Source organism: Stenotrophomonas maltophilia complex sp. Om-AH-Sm3 (genome assembly GCF_059337855.1).
In genome coordinates this window covers 131592-148498 of the sequence record NZ_JBYBLQ010000010.1, presented here as the reverse complement: position 1 = coordinate 148498, position 16907 = coordinate 131592, and the positions used below count along the sequence as shown (strand labels likewise).

Genomic DNA, 16907 nt, shown 5'->3' with positions numbered 1-16907 from the left:
CCGCCGGTCAGAACCGCGCGGTCATGCTCAGGAAGTAGCTGCGCCCGGCGACGAAGTAGTCGGTGGAGCCTTCCGCATACAGCTTCTTGTCGGCCAGGTTGCTGACGCCACCGCGCAGGGTCAGCACTTGGTTGACGTTCCATGCCGCGGTCAGGTCATACAGGGTATAGGCCTTGAGGAACGTCGTGGCGGTGCCGGTCTGCCTGCCGGTGTACTGCGCCGACAGGCTGCCGGAAAACACCGTGCTGGGCGCCCAGTCCAGCGACGAATAGCCGGAGAACTCCGGCGTATCGATCAGGTTGCGGCCGGTGGTCAGGTTCCTGGCTTCCTTCATCCAGGTCGCCGAGGTGCGCCAGCGCCACTGCTCGCCGAAGCGGACGTTGAGGTTGCCTTCCATGCCGCGGGTGCGCGCGCGCTGTACGTTGTTCATGCGCGTCCACCAGATGCCGTTGAACCGGCCCAGCGGTGCGTACTCGATCTTGTTCCGGAAGTCGGTGTGGAAATAGGTCACGCCGACATCGATCAGGTCATTGTCGAAGCTGATGCCGATCTCGCGGTTGGTGCTGGTCTCCGGATCCAGGTCCGGGTTGCCGGCCATGTAGCACCCGCCACGGGTGTAGCCCAGCGGAATCAGCGAGGTGCAGCCGCGGCCCCCGGACTGGGTAGCGGCACTGGCCGAGTTCTCGGTCAGGCTGGGCGCACGGAAGCCCTTGGAGACGCCACCGCGGATCGTCCACTGTTCGGCAGGGTGCCAGACCAGGTACGCACGCGGGCTGACGTGGCCGCCAAACTGCTCGTGATGGTCCAGGCGCGCGCCCACGGTCAGGGCCAGGGTGCGGTGCAGTTTCAGCTCGTCCTCGGCAAACAGCGCCCAGGTGTCCACGTCCAGAGTGGAGCCGCTGACCGCGTTGCCGGCATAGTCGATCGGCGCGCGGCCGATGGTGTCGGTGTTGGTCAGCTCCTGCCGCTTCCATTGGCCGCCTACGGCGAACTGGTGTTCAACGCCGAGGGTGAACGGCGTGGTCAGGCTGCCCTCGATGATCGTATCGGTGGCTTCGGAACGGCCGGCAGCACCGATGTCGTTCCTGTACTCGGTCCAGTACGCACTGATCTTCGAATTGCCGAAGCGCCACTTGCCATCGTGGTTGAGCGCCAGCGAGCTGCGCTTGAGCTCACTGGCACCCCAGGCACCTTCGTCCTGCTTTTCCAGCGACGCATCGATGAAGGCCTGCTGCACGCCGTGCCCGGCTTCCAGCGACAGTTCCTGTGCGTCGCTCAGCTTCCACTGCAGCAGCGCATCGACATTGCGGTCCTTTTCGCCCGCGTAGGCATTGCCGGAGACACCGCCGTTGGAGCGGTCCGAATCGCGGCGCATGCTGTTGGCACCGATGCGCAGGCCGAAGCGTTCGCCCAGCGGCCCGGAGAACGTGGCGCCGATCTGCTGGGTATCGCCGCGCTTGCCGTCAGCCGGGCGGGTGTAGCTGTGGGTGGCGCTGCCGTTCCATTCGTCGCCGATGCGCCGGGTGATGATGTTGATCACCCCGCCCATCGCATCGGAGCCATACAGCGACGACATCGGCCCGCGCACCACTTCGATGCGCTCGATCTGGTCCGGCGAGATCCAGTTCAGGTCCTGGCGGCCGAGGTCGGGGCGATAGTTGGTCGAGGCCGAGCTGCCCATGCGCTTGCCGTCCACCAGCACCAGCGTGTAGTTGGACGGCATGCCACGCAGCTTGATCTTGGACTGCTCGCCGACGGCGCTGAGGCCGCCGGTCACGCCCGGTACGCGGCTGAGCAGGGCGGCCAGGTCCGGTACCGGCTGGCGCTCGATGTCCTCACGAGTGATCACGCTGATGCTGGCCGGGGCATCCTTGATCCACTGCTGGCTGCCTGAAGCCGTGACCACCACGGTATCCAGGTCCTTGGTGGAGGCATCGGCGGCGGCCTCTGCGGCGGCCAGGCCGGGCAGGGCCAGCAGGCAGGCGGTGGCCAGGCGGGTGCGCGGCAGGCGCGCGGAACGGGAACGGGACGACAGGGACATGACGGCTTCCATGGGAGGTGGGGTGACCCGGTGGAAGCAGCAGGCGCAGGCAGACAGCAGGCAGCCCCCCCTTCCGTGGGTCGTCGGGTGCGCGGTCTGGACCGGCGCAGCTGGGTGGGTCGCGGCCGCGCGGAAGACGGTGACCTGCCTGGTTGATTAAATGATAACCGTTCGCGTTTGTTACGATCCAGTACCGGGGGCGATGCAGTGACATCTGGCCACGCCCTGGCGTGATCGCCTGCTATTTGCTGAATGGGGACAAATCCCGGTGTAGACCTTCGCACCCGGCTTACATTCTGGGCCCTAGACTGGGCCGCATTTTCGATTCCGCCCCGTTGGAGATCGTGTGGGTTCCGGTAGTGACAGACATCGACTGTGCGGCGTGAGGCCGACACAGCCAGGACAAGTGCGGGCGCCGGGAAAGCGCGCCGGGAACCTTGGTGCATGCAGCCCGGCCGGGATGGCCGGCCGTGCCGACGGCGCGGAGTAAGCGACGATGGGGGTGCAGACCATCCATGCGGAAGCAGGAACGCCCCGGCTCGATGCCGGCTGGGCGCTGCTACCCGCTGAATCGCCATTGCCGATGCCCGAACAGACCCTGCGCGAAGGCGCACTGAAGGTCCGGCGGCATCGCACCTCGCCGCGCCTGATCGGCCTGCGCCGGCTGTACCTGTTTGGTGGCACGCTCGGCATGACCGCCGTGGCTACGCGGATGATGTGGCGGGTGCTGTCGGCCAATGGCATCAGCGTGCTCGAAGCCTGCCTGCTGGTGCTGTTCGTCGGCCTGTTTGCCTGGATCGCGCTCTCCTTTGCCAGCGCCCTGGCCGGCTTCCTGACCGCTGTGTTCGACCGGGGCTATCGCCTGGGCATCGACCCGGACAAACCGTTGCCGGCCGTGCACAGCCGTACCGCGCTGTTGATGCCGACCTACAACGAAGACCCGCGCCGCCTGCTGGCGGGCCTGCAGGCGATCTACGAGTCGGTGGCGGCCACCGGCCAGCTCGACCGCTTCGACTTCTTCGTGCTCAGCGACACCCGCCGCGAGGACATCGCCGCTGCCGAGGAACAGGTGTTCGCCGAGCTGCGCGAGCGTGTGCCGGAGGGGCAGACGCGCCTGTTCTATCGTCGCCGTGGTGACAACAGCGGGCGCAAGGCCGGCAACATCGCCGACTGGGTCCGCCGCTTCGGCGGTGCCTACCCGCAGATGCTGATCCTTGACGCCGACAGCCTGATGACCGGCGACAGCATCGTGCGCCTGGTGGCCGGCATGGAACACAACGCCGACGTCGGACTGATCCAGACCCTGCCGTCGGTGATCGGCGGCCGCACCCTGTTCGCGCGCATGCAGCAGTTCGGTGGCCGCGTGTACGGGCCGGTGATCGCCCGCGGCGTGGCCTGGTGGCACGGCGCCGAGAGCAACTACTGGGGCCACAACGCCATCATTCGCACCCGCGCCTTCGCCGACCACGCCGGCCTGCCGGCGCTGCCGGGGCGCAAGCCGTTCGGCGGCCACGTGCTCAGCCACGATTTCGTCGAAGCGGCGCTGATGCGTCGTGGCGGCTGGGCCGCGCACATGGTGCCCTACCTCGGTGGCAGTTACGAGGAAGGCCCGCCGACGCTGACCGACCTGCTGGTGCGCGACCGTCGCTGGTGCCAGGGCAACCTGCAGCACGGCAAGGTGGTCGGCAGCCGCGGGCTGCACTGGATCAGCCGCACGCACATGCTGATCGGCATCGGCCACTATTTCACCGCACCGATGTGGGCGATGCTGATGCTGATCGGCATCGCCATCCCGCTGTTCCAGGAAGGCATCGATTTCAACGCCCTGCTGCACCTGTCGCCCAGCGTGTACTGGCGCGCACAGGATGAAGAGCAGGTGGTGCGCCTGTTCGCCGCCACCATGGCGGTGCTGCTGCTGCCCAAGGTGCTCGGCTACCTGGCAATGCTGCTGGACCCGGTCGACCGCCGCGGTTGTGGCGGTCCGATCCGTGCCTTCGTATCGATGCTGGTGGAAACCGTGCTGGCCGCGCTGATGGCGCCGGTGGTGATGTACGTGCAGTCACGCGGCGTGGCCGAAGTGTTGTCCGGGCGCGATTCCGGCTGGGACGCGCAGCAGCGTGACGACGGCGGCATCTCGTGGATGGCGTTGATCCGTGGCTACGGTGGCCTGGGTGTGTTCGGCGCCTTCATGGGCGTGCTGGCCTGGGCGGTATCGCCGTCGCTGGCGGCCTGGATGGCGCCGGTGGTGATCGGCATGGTTCTGGCCGTTCCGGTGGTGGCGCTGACCTCCTCGCGCGGCCCCGGTGCTTTCCTGCATCGCCTCGGCCTGCTCGATATCCCCGAAGAGAACATCCCGCCACCGGTGCTGGTACGCGCCGCGCAGCTGCGGCGGGAAGCGGCCGAGCAACCGCCGCTGTACTGATTGCCCCGCGCCAGCGGCATAATGCGGCTCGAACTTGAAGGAGCCGCATCATGCTGCAAACGGTGGAACAGGAAACCGGCGCCTCGCCGCAGTGGTCGGTGATCTGGTTGCACGGCCTCGGCGCCGACGGCCATGATTTCGCGCCGATCGTGCCGGAACTGGTGCGGCCGCACTGGCCGGCGCTGCGCTTCGTGTTCCCGCACGCACCCGTGCGGCCGATCACGATCAACAACGGCGTGCCGATGCGCGGCTGGTACGACATCGTGGGCATGGACTTCCGTTCGCGCGCCGACATGGCCGGCGTGCAGGAATCGGTGGTGCAGCTGGACGCACTGATCGCGCGCGAGATCGAGCGCGGCATCGCGCCGGAGAAGATCTTCCTGGCAGGCTTCTCGCAGGGTGGGGCGATCATCCTGACGGCCGCGCTCTCGCGTACCGCGCCGCTGGCCGGCCTGATCGCGCTGTCCACCTATCTGCCCGAAGCCGACAGCGCCACGCGTGTTGACGGCGCGGTGCAGGTGCCGGTGTTCATGGCCCATGGCAGTGGCGACCCGGTGATCCCGCAGGCCGTCGCAGCGCACAGCGCGCAGGCGCTGCGTACGCTGGGCCTGGATGTGGCGTGGCACAGTTACCCGATGGCCCACCAGGTCTGTGCCGAGGAGATCCAGGCACTGGGTGACTGGCTGCAGGAACGCCTGGGCGCCGCCTGAGCCATGTCGCCGGCCAGCACATCGCCGTGGATGCCGGAACTGTGCCGCCTGCCACGGCTGGCGGCGATGCTCGGCCTGGCCGAGCTGGTGGTGGTGGTACTGGCGCTGGCGCCGGACGGCAGCCGTCACTGGACCTTCGGCGAACTGCTGTCGGCCAGCGGATTCGCGCTGTGGCTGGCGCTGGCGGTGACCGCCAGCCTTTGCCTGCTGCGGCAGACCCTGTCGCGGCTGCCGCCGGTGCTGGGCGCCATTGCGGCGACCGTGCTGGCAACCCTGATCGCGGTGGTCTGCGCCGGCATCGTGCACGCGCTGTACGCGGTGCTGGGCGACAGCTTCGCCAGCGGCATCAGCTTCTGGCGTTTCACCCTCGGCAGCGCGGCAACCACGGCGCTGATCGCCGCGCTGGCGCTGCGCTACTTCTACGTAAGCGATCGCTGGGCCGCGCAGGTGCAGGCCAACGCGCGCGCGCAGGCCGACGCGCTGCAGGCGCGTATCCGCCCGCATTTCCTGTTCAACAGCATGAACCTGATCGCCAGCCTGCTGCATCGTGACCCGGCAGTCGCCGAGCGCGCGGTGCTGGACCTGTCCGATCTGTTCCGTGCCGCGCTGGGGGCGGGCGAGGGCGATTCCACCCTTCGCGACGAATGCGAGCTGGCCGAGCGCTACCTGTCGATCGAATCGCTGCGCCTGGGTGAACGCCTGCAGGTGCGTTGGCAGCGCGACGAGCCGCTGCCATGGGACCTGCCCTTGCCAAGGCTGGTACTGCAGCCGCTGGTGGAAAATGCCGTGCTGCATGGCATCTCGCGCCTGCCCGACGGCGGCACCATCGAACTGCAGCTGGCGCGCGAGGGCAATGAACTGCAGATCCGCGTACGCAACCCGGCACCCGATCCGCAGGCGCCGGGGCTGGCGCTGGCACGCGGCGCCGGTCATGCCCAGCACAGCATCGGCCATCGGCTGGCCTGGCGCTTCGGCAGCACCGCGCGGATGACGGCTGGCTGGAGCGAGGGCTACTATGCCTGCCAGGTGACAGTGCCGATCCAGTGAGGGAACGATCGTGAGGGTAGTCATCGCCGACGACGAACCGCTGGCGCGCGAGCGCCTGCGCAGCCTGTTGGCGGCACAGGACGGCGTGGACGTGGTGGCCGAGGCCGGCAACGGTGAGCAGGCCCTGCACGCGTGCGCGGAGCTGCAGCCGGACCTGGTCCTGCTGGATATCGCGATGCCCGGGCTGGATGGCCTGGAAGCGGCCCGCCACCTGGCCAGCTTCGAACCTCGGCCTGCGGTGGTGTTCTGCACCGCCTACGATGCGCATGCGCTGTCGGCGTTCGAGGCTGCAGCGATCGACTACCTGATGAAGCCAGTGCGTGCCGAACGGTTGGCGGCGGCGATCGCACGTGCGCGCACGTTCCTGGCCGGCCGCGATGGCCGGCCGCAGGAGCACAGCGGGCAGCAGGCACGCAGCGTGCTGTGCGCACGCCTGCGCGGCAGCCTGCGCCTGATTCCGCTGGACGATATCCACTACCTGCAGGCCGAGGAGAAGTACGTGGTGGTGCACCACGCGCGCGGCGAGGACCTGATCGAGGAATCGCTGAAGTCGCTGGAAGAAGAGTTCGCCAGCCGTTTCATCCGCATCCATCGCAACTGCCTGGTGGCGCGCCACGAGCTGGTGGAGCTGCGTCGGGGCTCGGGCGGGCAGGTGCAGGCGGTGTTGCGGCATGGCAAGCAGCCGCTGGAAGTCAGCCGCCGGTGCGTGGCGACGCTGAAGCAGGAACTGCGGCACTTGTGAGAGTTCCGCGCGGCCTGCGGCCGCGACTGCTGTGAAATCAACAGCAACAGCAACAGCAACAGCGGGTCATGGCTCGTTGTTTCTACGTGCTGGGTTGGGCCGGGGTGGGGCGGCGGGACACGCTGCAAGTACATCCATGTAAGCTCGATGGCGCCTTGCTCGTGTGCGCTGTCCTGCGCACACGGCAAGACCGGGGTTGGGCGTCCTGCCCAACCCGCCCGAGGCATGCCTCGGGCCCATGGCGCCAACGGTCCCGCCGCCCATCCCGCCTCACCCTCGCGAATTTCCCGGTGACGGACGGCAAAGGCATTGTTGTTATCGGGTGGGGAAGAGGGGTCAGATCCCTTTTCCTGCGGAAAAGGGATCTGACCCCGGAAGCCGCCGGCTGTTGCCTTTGCTTTTTCTTTTTTCTTTTTTCTTTTGATCTTCCGTGGCTGGCGCACACGGAAACTGTCAGAGGTCGGGCGGGGTGGGGGCGCGGGGGTGTCCGCGGCATGGATGCCGCGGCCAAGCCTCCATGGACGGATTCACGGCGTCCCCCGCGAACCCACCCCGCCCGGCCAAGCGCGATAGATCCAGCCGATGCACCAGCCACGAGGGGCTCCGCCGTTGGCCGTATCCGCGCAGAAGGCGCGATAATGACCGTATGGAAACTGTCCGCATCGCTACCCGCAAGAGCCCGCTCGCCCTCTGGCAGAGCGAACACGTCGCCGACCGCCTGCGCCAGGCCCACCCCGGCCTGCACGTGGAACTGGTGCCGATGAGCACCCGCGGTGACGAGGTGCTGGACCGCTCGCTGGCCGCCATCGGTGGCAAGGGCCTGTTCCTGAAGGAACTGGAGCTGGCCATGCTGCGGGGTGAGGCCGACTGCGCCGTGCACTCGCTGAAGGATGTGCCGATGGAACTGGACGCGCCCTTCGCGCTGCCGGCGATGCTGACCCGGCACGACCCGGCCGATGGTTTCGTCTCCAACCTGTACGCCTCGCTGGACGCGCTGCCGATCGGCGCGCGGGTCGGCACCTCGTCGCTGCGCCGCCAGGCCCAGCTGCGCGCGCTGCGCCCGGACCTGGAGCTGCTGGACCTGCGTGGCAACGTCAACACCCGCCTGGCCAAGCTCGACAACGGCGGCTACGACGCCATCGTGCTGGCGGTGGCCGGCCTCGAGCGCCTGGGCCTGGGCGAGCGCATCGTCGCGCGCCTGCAACCGCCGCAGTGGCTGCCGGCGCCAGCGCAGGGCGCGGTGGCGGTAGAGTGCGACGGAGGCAACACGCGCCTGATGGCGCTGTTCGCCACGCTTGATGACGCCGCCACGCGCGCCTGCGTGGAAGCCGAGCGGGCCATGAACCGCGCGCTGCATGGCAGCTGCCACGTGCCGGTGGCGGCGATCGCGCAGTGGCAGGGCGACGACCTGCACCTGCAGGGCCTGGTCGGCAGCGCCAGTGATGGCCGCGCCGTGCGTGCCGAAGCGGTGGGCCCGGCCCGTGATCCGGAAGCGCTGGGCCAGCGGGTGGCGAAGCTGCTGCTGGACGGTGGTGCTGGCGAACTGCTGAACGTCTGAGCCATCGCAGGTAGTGCCGGCACTACCGAAATGAAGAACGGGCGCCTTGGCGCCCGTTTCTTATTTGAACTTGTAGACCACGTTCATCGTGGTCAGCGTATCGGTCTTGCGCTTGTCCACAGCGACGTCGCTGTTGTAACGCGCCTGCCAGCCGGCCTTCAGCGCCAGGTGCTCGTTCATGCTCACCGAGACACCGAAGTCGTTCTGGCCGAAGGTGTTGTACGAACCGGACTCGACCAGCAGCGTGTTCACCAGGTCGGTGTTGTCGGTCAGCGAGTATTTCAGGTCGAACTGGCCGCGGCCGATCATGCCGGTACGGGTGCGGTCATCCTCGGTGCTGTGGGTACGGCGCACGCCGGGGCCGATCTGCGCGTCGAAATAGAAGCGCTCGGTGTTCCACAGGCGGGTGCCGTAACCCAGACCGAACGAGCTCTGGCGGTCGTAGGTGGCGAAGTCGTCGCGCTCGGTACGCACCGTGGCCGTCAGCTGGCGGTGCTCGCCCAGCTGCAGCGCGCTGCCCGCACTGCCGGTGTAGCGGTTGGCAGTGGTGTTGCTGCGGCGGGTGGTGGTGCCGTCGTCGTTGGTCTCGGTCACCTTGGAGCTGGAGCGCAGGCCGAACAGGTCCATGCTGTGCACCCAGTCGCCGTCGGTGTAGCGCAGGCGCAGGCGGCCGTTGAAGCTCTCGGTGCTGCTGTTGCCGCGTGCCGAGGCAAAGCCGAGCTCGCCGCCGCTGCCGCTCCACGGCGAGGACATCGCCGCCAGTTCGGAGGCATCCTGCGCGTATGCGAGCGGCGCACACAGCAGCAGGGGGATCAGCAGGGACACGCGCAGGGACATCGAGGCTTCTCCGGAACGGTTAACAGCCGGTGATGATACTGGAAGCGTGATGGCGGTCCGAATCGATCCAAAGCGTGCTTCAGCGAACGTTGCCGCGATCGCCTATTCAGGGCAGATCGACACGCAATGCGGGGTCGTTGAAGCGCGAATAGCGCAGGCGCAGCTGGAAGCTGCGGCCATTGCTGCTGCCGCTGCGCACGATCTGGCGTGGCAGGCCCTGGGCATCCACCCAGTACTCCAGGCGTTCGCCGGGCTGGTTGCCGCGCAGCCGGTAGTGACGGGTCTCGACCCCGTCCAGCGCCTGGCTGCCGAGATCTTCGGCCTTCAGGTCGGCGGGCAGGGCGTCGGCCGGCAGCGGGTTGCGCCACTGCTCGAGCAGGCCGGGCGGGGCCGGCACCTGGCGGATCGCACCGTCGGCCTGCAGGAACAGGGTGTCGCCGATGATGGTCTGCGGCCCGGCCGGGGTCTCCACCCGGAAACGGTCGGGTGCAACGAAGTCCATGGCGCTGCGTACCCGCTGCGGCGCGCCCAGCACTTCCAGTTCGGCGTGGAAGCTGCGCAGGGCGGCGAAACGCTGGCTGGCACCCAGCACCGCCTGTGCCGGATCGGCGGCGGGTACCGGGGCCTCGGTGCCCGCCGGCGCCGGCGCGCGATCGCAGGCGGCCAGCAGCAGGCAGGCCAGCAGGGACAGGGCAGGCAACCGGCGCATCGGGCATTCCATGGGGTGGGGGCGACCACGATAGCCTAAACGTCCCACACAAGACCCGCGACTCGGACATAATCGGGGGTATGGACCGATACGAACGCATCACCGCCCTGCATCGTCTGCTCAAGTCCGCGCGCTATCCGGTGACGGTGGCGACCCTGCAGGACAAGCTCGGTTGTTCCCGTGCCACCGTCTACCGCGACCTGGCCTTCCTGCGCGATGCGCTGATGGCACCGATCGAGGGCGACGGCGAGGCCGGCTTCCGCTACCAGGCCGACGAGAGCGATCGCTTCGAGCTGCCCGGCCTGTGGCTCAGCTCGGAGGAGCTGCATGCCCTGCTGGCCTCGCAGCACCTGCTGGCGCGTACCGGCGGCGGCGTGCTGTCGTCGGTGCTGGCCCCGCTGCAGCAGCGCATCGAGAGCCTGTTGGCAGCCCAGGCCGGTGTCTCCAGCTGGCCGGTCGACCGCGTGCGGGTGATTCCGCACCGTGGCCGCAAGTTCGATGAAGGCAGCTTCCGCAGCGTGGCCTCGGCGGTGCTGGAGCGCCGTCAGCTGGCGTTCGAGTACCGCGCCCGCTCCACCGACGAGCCGACCAAGCGCACCGTCTCGCCGCAGCGCCTGACCCATTATCGCGACAACTGGTACCTGGATGCCTGGGACCATGACCGCGAGGCGCTGCGCAGTTTCGCGGTGGACCGCATCCACAAGGCACGGGTAATCGACAGTGCCGCCCGCGATGTCGCCGACAGCGAGCTGGACGAGCAGCTCGGCGCCAGCTATGGCATTTTTTCGGGTGCGCCGAAGGGCTGGGCGACCATCCTGTTCAGCGCCAAGGCTGCGCGCTGGGTGGCCGACGAGCACTGGCATTCCAAGCAGCAGGGTCGTTTCCTGGCCGATGGCCGCTACGAACTGAAGGTGCCGTACAGCGTCTCGCGAGAGTTGCTGATGGACGTGCTGCACTATGGTTCGGATGCCGAGATCATCGAGCCGATCATGCTGCGCGAGCAGGCCAAGGCGCTGCTTGAGCTGGCCCTGAGCAACTACGAAAAATCCTGACACTCCCCCCGAGAACCCCGTCCCCCATGAAGAAGACCCTGTTGCTGTCCCTGCTCGCCGCTGCGCTGGCCCTGACCGCCTGCGGCAAGTCCGGCGAGCCCTCGCAGAAGCTGGTGGTGGCCGCCACGGCCGTGCCGCATGCCGAGATCCTCGAGGTGGTCAAGCCGATCCTCAAGCAGGAAGGCGTGGACCTGGACGTGCGCGTATTCAACGACTACGTGCAGCCCAACGACCAGCTGGTGCAAAAGCAGGTGGACGCCAACTACTTCCAGACCGAGCCGTACCTGGATGCCTACAACCGCGACCGCAAGACCGACCTGGTGAAGGTGATCGGCGTGCACATCGAGCCGTTCGGTGCGTACTCGCGCAAGGTCAAGTCGCTGGCCGAGCTGCGCGACGGTGCCGACGTGGTGATCCCGAACGATCCGAGCAACAACAGCCGCGCGCTGATCCTGCTGCACAAGGCCGGCGTGATCGAGCTGAAGGACCCGGCCAACGCGCTGTCGACCCAGCGTGACATCACCGCCAACCCGAAGAACCTGAGGTTCCGCGAGCTGGACTCGGCGATGCTGCCGCGCGTGCTGGACCAGGTCGATCTGGCCCTGATCAACACCAACTATGCGCTGGACGCCGGCCTCAACCCGACCAAGGATGCGCTGGCGATCGAGAGCAAGGATTCGCCGTACGTGAACTTCCTGGTCGCGCGCCCGGACAACAAGGACGACGCCCGTGTGCAGAAGCTGGCCAAGGCCCTGACCAGCCCGCAGGTGAAGGCCTTCATCGAGAGCAAGTACAAGGGCGCGGTGCTGCCGGCGTTCTGATTGCGGCTGATCTGTTGATTTGAATGGTGGGTGTCGACCTTGGTCGACACTGCCTGCCCTGTAGAGCCGAGCCCACGCTCGGCTCTGCTGTTTCCGGCATTTCACCAACGGCAGCCGAGCATCGCTCGGCTCTTCCGTGTCACTCCACGTGCCGCAGCAGGGCAGGGCATTGCAGTTTCAATCGACGTGGAAGGCGAGGGTGGCGGCAACCGCCTGCTGCCATCCCGCATACAGCTTCTTGCGCCGCGACACCTCCATCTGTGGCTCGAAGCGCCGGTCCAGGCCCCACTGTGCAGCGATCTGTTCGCGGCTTGACCAGAACCCGACGGCCAGGCCGGCCAGATAGGCCGCACCGAGCGCGGTGGTTTCGGTCAACCGCGGCCGCAGCAGCGGCACACCGAGGATGTCTGCCTGGAAGCCGGCCAGGAAGTCGTTGCCGATCGCACCGCCATCAGCGCGCAGCTCGGTCAGTGCGATGCCCGCATCGGACTGCATGGCATCGAGCACGTCGCGCGTCTGGTAGGCCATCGCTTCCAGCGCGGCGCGCACGAAATGCGCCTTGCCCGTGCCACGGGTCAAGCCAAACATCGCACCGCGCACATCACTGCGCCAATAGGGCGCACCCAGGCCGACAAACGCCGGCACCAGATAGGCGCCGCCGCTGTCGGGCACCTGCGCGGCCAGTGCCTGGCTGTCGCTGGCGCGTTCGATCATGCGCAGTCCGTCGCGCAGCCACTGCACCACCGAGCCGGCGATGAAGATCGACCCTTCCAGCGCATACTCCACGCGCCCGTCCAGGCCCCAGGCAATGGTGGTCAGCAGGCCGTTGCGCGACCGTACCGCCTGCGCGCCGGTATGCATCAACATGAAGCAACCGGTGCCATAGGTGTTCTTGACCATGCCCGGCTGGAAACAGGCCTGGCCGAACAGTGCCGCCTGCTGGTCACCGGCGATGCCGGCGATCGGGATCGGGTGGTCGAAGAAGAACTGCGGCCGGGTGTGTGCGTACACCGCACTGGAGTCGCGCACCTGCGGCAGCATCGCGCGCGGGATGTCGAGCAGGGCCAGCAGATCGTCATCCCAGTCCAGCGTGTGGATGTTGAACAACAGCGTGCGCGCCGCGTTGCTGTAGTCGGTCACATGCGCCTGGCCGCCGCTGAGGTTCCACACCAGCCAGCTGTCGATGGTGCCAAACAGCAGCTCGCCACGTTCGGCGCGCTGCTGCGCACCTTCCACGTGGTCGAGGATCCAGCGCACCTTGGTCGCAGAAAAATAGGCATCAATCAGCAGGCCGGTCCGCTCGCGGATCAGCGCTTCATGGCCTTCGGACTTCAGTCGTTCACAGATGGCGTGGCTCTGCCGCGATTGCCAGACGATGGCGTTGTGGATCGGCTGGCCGGTGGCACGGTCCCAGACCACGGTGGTTTCGCGCTGGTTGGTGATGCCCAGTGCGGCGATATGGCGCGGGTCGATCTGCCCGCGACTGAGCAGTTCGGTCAGCGTGGCATAGACGCTGGTGAGGATCTCGCGCGGGTCATGCTCGACCCAGCCGGGTTGCGGGAAGATCTGCGCGAACTCGCGCTGCGCGCTGCCGATGATGTCGCCGGCACGGTCGAACAGGATCGCGCGCGAACTGGTGGTGCCCTGGTCGATGGCCAGCACGTAGCGGGGCGTCATGCAGCGTCTCCGGTAGAGCAGTCAGGGTAACTTACCTTTCTCTCTGTAGAGCCGAGCCATGCTCGGCTGCATTTGCACAACGCAGCCGAGCATGGCTCGGCTCTACAGAGTGGAGTGTTCGATCCACGCCTGCAGCCGTGTCACCTGCGCAGCGTTTAGCTGCAACCCCAGCTTGCTCCTTCGCCACAGCACGTCCTCGGCAGTGCGCGCCCACTCATGCTCGCGTAGAAAGGCCACTTCCCGGGCATGCAGGCCGCCGCCAAACGCCTCGCCAAGATCGTGCAGGCCCCGTACACCCTGCAGCAGTTCCGCGCTTCGACTGCCATAGGCCCCGGCCCAGCGTCGCGCGATACCTGCGGGCAACCAGGGTGCCGATACCTGCAGATGCGCGCCCGCCTGCGCGGCGTCGCCCCAGTCGCTGCCTGGCAGCGGGTCCCCGTCTGCTGTCCACGCCGCTCCCATCTGCGGCAGGGCGGGCCGCAGCAGCTCCAGCGCTTCCTCGGCCAGCACCCGGTAGGTGGTCAGCTTGCCGCCCAGCACATGCAGCGCCGGTGCCGGGTCCACCTGCAGCTGCAGGCGGTAATCGCGGCTGAGTCTTGCCGCGCGCGGATCGGGATCGGCCAGCAGCGGGCGGACACCGGCGAACTGCCAGACCACATCTTCCGGCGCGATGGGTTCATGCAGGTAGCGGTTGGCCGCTTCGCACAGGTACGCCACCTCTGAAGGCAGCACGCTGCAGCGCGCCGGGTCGCCGCGATAGTCGGTGTCGGTGGTGCCAACCAGCAGGTGGTCGTGGGCGAAGGGCAACAGGAACACCACGCGTCCATCGGGTTGCTGCAGCAGGCACGCGCTGTCATCGGGCCAGGGCCGGCGCAGGACGATGTGGCTGCCTTGTACCAGCCGCAGCGCGGGGCCGCCACTGCATGCCTCCATCCGTTCCAGCAGGCCGCCGGCCCACGGCCCTGCCGCATTGGCGACGGCGCGCGCGGTCACCTGCTGCTGGCCATCAGCGGATTCCAGCACCGCCTGCCACCGGCCCTGCAAGGGCTGCAGGTCGATGCAGCGGCTGCGCACACGCACCTGTGCGCCCCGCTGCGCGGCATCCAGGGCGTTGAGCAGCACCAGTCGCGCGTCATCGACCTGCGCGTCGGCGTAGCTGAAGGCCTGCCGCAGATCCGGGGAAAGCCAGGGGCCGAGCGGATCGCGCTGAAGGTCCAGGGCGCGCGAGGCGGGAAATGCCGGGCTGCGACGGCCCAGGTGGTCATACAGCCACAGTCCCGCGCGTAGCATCCAGCGTGGGCGCAGATGGGGTTCCCACGGCAGCACAAAGCGCAATGGATGGACCAGATGGGGCGCCTGCCGGCGTACCACCTCGCGTTCGCCCAGCGCCTTGCGCACCAGCCCGAGCTCGCCCTGTTCCAGGTAGCGCAGGCCGCCGTGGATCAGCTTGCTGCTGGCGCTGGAGGTATGCGCGGCAAGGTCGTGCTGCTCGCACAGCAGCACGCGCAGGCCGCGGCCGCTGGCGTCACGGGCGATGCCGGCACCGTTGATGCCGCCACCGATCACCAGCAGGTCGACGTCGTCCATCGTGTCTCCGCGTCCTGTGTCTGTAGCCGAGCCGCGCCACCATTGACTGTGGGCGCCATTGAACGTAACGCATCGCAATGCGCGCGGAGCCCGCCGCTCGACTCGGGATAGGGGGCTTGGCTCGACTCTACAAAAAAAGGCAGTCGAGCATGGGCCCGACTCTACAGAACGCCGGTGACGGAAACGACGACGGGCCCCGAAGGGCCCGTCGCGTTACATCAGTGAAGCAGGTGCAGCCTGGATCAGAAGCGGGCGCCGATGCCGAAGCCGACGGTCCACGGATCCATCTTGGCTTCGCCGATCTTCTCGCCGCCAACCTTGATGTCCGGGCGGGCGCGCATGTAGCGGGCGTCAGCACGGGCGAACCAGGTGGAGTTGATGTTCATGTCGACGCCGACGGTGCCGATCACGCCCTTGGCATCCTTGAAGCGGATGTCGGTGTCAGCGCCGTTGCCCAGCTTCTCGTTGCTGAAGCTCGACTGGTAGTAGCCGACGCCCACGAACGGACGGAACACGTTGTCAGCCTGGCCGAAGTGGTACTGGCCGCTCAGCGCGACCGGCTGCTGCTCGACCGAGCCCAGGCGGGCGTTGTTCGGGCCCTTGAACTTGTTGTCGAACTTGTCGGCGGCGCCCCACAGTTCAACGGCCCAGTTGTCGTTGATGTAGTAGCTGAAGCTGACGGTCGGCGCCGGGCCACCATCGGTCTTCTTCACGCCGGAGATCGGGTCGTTCTTCGGTTCCAGCAGCGAGATGCCGCCAACAACGGCAAAATGCTTGCCCGACGCGGTGTCGGTGCTGCTGCTGTCCTGGGCGAAAGCGGCCGGCGCGAAGGCGGCGGAGGTCAGCAGGGCGAGACTCAGGATACGGATGGAGCGCATGGGGGTATCTCCTAATGTTTCTTGTTTTGGGCCCCCGGTTGCGGGGCGAGCACACCGTAGTCGCCCCAACATGAATCGAATCCGACGCACGTTAAAAAATAGTTTTCCTTGTTCAGCGACGGGTACGGAACGCCTGTATTTATGGGGTTTCTGGCGCTTGGGGACATTCATGCAGTTGGAGAAGATGTGAGCACAGCAACGTTGTGCATTGGCCTGCAAGCGCAGGTGAACGTGGAGTGCCGGGTGCTGCTGCTGGGCTCGATGCCGGGCGTGGCGTCCCTGCAGGAGCAGCGCTATTACGCCCATCCGCGCAACCGCTTCTGGCCGCTGATGGCCGACATCTGTGGTTTCGACGCGGATCTGGCCTACGCCGCGCGGCTGCAGGCATTGAATGCCGCGGGCATCGGTCTGTGGGATGTGATCGGTCGCTGCGAGCGTCGAGGCAGCCTGGATGCGGACATCGTGCGTGGCACGGAAGTGGCCAATGCACTGCCGGAACTGATCGCCACGTTGCCTGAGCTGACGCTGATCGGCTGCAATGGCGGTGCATCATGGCAGGCGTTCCAGCGCTGGGTGCTGCCGCGGCTGGAGGCCCCGCCACAGGTGGTTGCATTGCCCTCGACCAGCCCGGCCAATGCGGCGTGGTCGTTGCCGCGCCTGCGCCAGGCCTGGCAGCCGGTTGCAGACGCACTGGCGACATGAAGCGGACATCGTCCGGACAATACGCTACCGACTGGTCGCGGCCGGGACCCGTGGGCAACAGCCTGTCCCGGCTGCGTGCGTACTGAAAACACCTGTAACGGTTGGCGCTGGACCCCGCTGGCCG

14 protein-coding genes are annotated in these 16907 nt (G+C 67.5%); 8 read left to right on the top strand and 6 right to left on the bottom strand.

Annotated features, from left to right (window positions below; all coding sequences use genetic code 11):
- Positions 1-7 precede the first annotated feature (7 nt).
- Complete coding sequence (locus tag AC10QF_RS13860; protein WP_494542385.1) at positions 8-2041, bottom strand: TonB-dependent receptor domain-containing protein; 2034 nt, start codon at positions 2039-2041, stop codon at positions 8-10.
- Positions 2042-2537: 496 nt separating this feature from the next.
- Between AC10QF_RS13860 and mdoH the strand changes: the two genes are divergently transcribed.
- The 5 genes from mdoH to hemC all read left to right on the top strand — a co-directional run bounded on the left by mdoH (position 2538) and on the right by hemC (position 8520).
- A complete protein-coding gene (gene mdoH / locus AC10QF_RS13855) occupies positions 2538-4463 on the top strand; it encodes a glucans biosynthesis glucosyltransferase MdoH (RefSeq protein ID WP_005419550.1) in 1926 nt (641 codons plus the stop codon).
- Positions 4464-4513: 50 nt separating this feature from the next.
- Positions 4514-5173 (top strand): alpha/beta hydrolase, encoded by a 660-nt coding sequence (locus AC10QF_RS13850; protein WP_005419549.1) that lies wholly within the window; start codon positions 4514-4516, stop codon positions 5171-5173.
- 3 nt (positions 5174-5176) lie between these two features.
- Positions 5177-6220, top strand: coding sequence for a sensor histidine kinase (locus tag AC10QF_RS13845; RefSeq protein ID WP_494542384.1), 1044 nt, complete (start codon positions 5177-5179; stop codon positions 6218-6220).
- A gap of 10 nt (positions 6221-6230) precedes the next feature.
- The gene (locus tag AC10QF_RS13840) at positions 6231-6962 is read left to right on the top strand and encodes a LytR/AlgR family response regulator transcription factor (protein WP_053497027.1); all 732 of its coding nucleotides are present in this window, start codon (positions 6231-6233) and stop codon (positions 6960-6962) included.
- 646 nt (positions 6963-7608) lie between these two features.
- Complete coding sequence (gene hemC / locus AC10QF_RS13835; protein ID WP_065178003.1) at positions 7609-8520, top strand: hydroxymethylbilane synthase; 912 nt, start codon at positions 7609-7611, stop codon at positions 8518-8520.
- A gap of 60 nt (positions 8521-8580) precedes the next feature.
- Here hemC and AC10QF_RS13830 read toward each other — a convergent pair whose 3' ends face one another.
- Positions 8581-9357 (bottom strand): DUF481 domain-containing protein, encoded by a 777-nt coding sequence (locus tag AC10QF_RS13830; protein WP_005419541.1) that lies wholly within the window; start codon positions 9355-9357, stop codon positions 8581-8583.
- 106 nt (positions 9358-9463) lie between these two features.
- Entirely contained in the window at positions 9464-10066 is a 603-nt protein-coding gene (locus AC10QF_RS13825; protein WP_069139700.1) for a LolA-like protein, read from the bottom strand.
- 80 nt (positions 10067-10146) lie between these two features.
- Here AC10QF_RS13825 and AC10QF_RS13820 point away from each other — a divergent pair, with 80 nt between their 5' ends.
- Together AC10QF_RS13820 and AC10QF_RS13815 are read left to right on the top strand one after the other, a co-directional pair.
- Complete coding sequence (locus AC10QF_RS13820) at positions 10147-11118, top strand: helix-turn-helix transcriptional regulator (RefSeq protein WP_005419539.1); 972 nt, start codon at positions 10147-10149, stop codon at positions 11116-11118.
- Between the two features lie 26 nt (positions 11119-11144).
- Entirely contained in the window at positions 11145-11939 is a 795-nt protein-coding gene (locus tag AC10QF_RS13815) for a MetQ/NlpA family ABC transporter substrate-binding protein (RefSeq protein ID WP_494542383.1), read from the top strand.
- Positions 11940-12116: 177 nt separating this feature from the next.
- On the opposite strand, the gene glpK is transcribed toward AC10QF_RS13815, so the two are convergent.
- The 3 genes from glpK to AC10QF_RS13800 all read right to left on the bottom strand — a co-directional run bounded on the left by glpK (position 12117) and on the right by AC10QF_RS13800 (position 16081).
- Positions 12117-13616: a glycerol kinase GlpK gene (gene glpK, locus AC10QF_RS13810; protein WP_494542382.1), complete on the bottom strand. Its 1500-nt coding sequence runs from the start codon at positions 13614-13616 to the stop codon at positions 12117-12119.
- Between the two features lie 102 nt (positions 13617-13718).
- Entirely contained in the window at positions 13719-15203 is a 1485-nt protein-coding gene (gene glpD / locus AC10QF_RS13805) for a glycerol-3-phosphate dehydrogenase (protein ID WP_494542381.1), read from the bottom strand.
- Positions 15204-15445: 242 nt separating this feature from the next.
- A complete protein-coding gene (locus AC10QF_RS13800; RefSeq protein ID WP_005419535.1) occupies positions 15446-16081 on the bottom strand; it encodes an OmpW/AlkL family protein in 636 nt (211 codons plus the stop codon).
- A 186-nt stretch (positions 16082-16267) separates the two neighbouring features.
- Between AC10QF_RS13800 and AC10QF_RS13795 the strand changes: the two genes are divergently transcribed.
- Positions 16268-16783: a DNA-deoxyinosine glycosylase gene (locus tag AC10QF_RS13795; RefSeq protein ID WP_188239438.1), complete on the top strand. Its 516-nt coding sequence runs from the start codon at positions 16268-16270 to the stop codon at positions 16781-16783.
- The last annotated feature ends 124 nt before the right edge of the window (positions 16784-16907 follow it).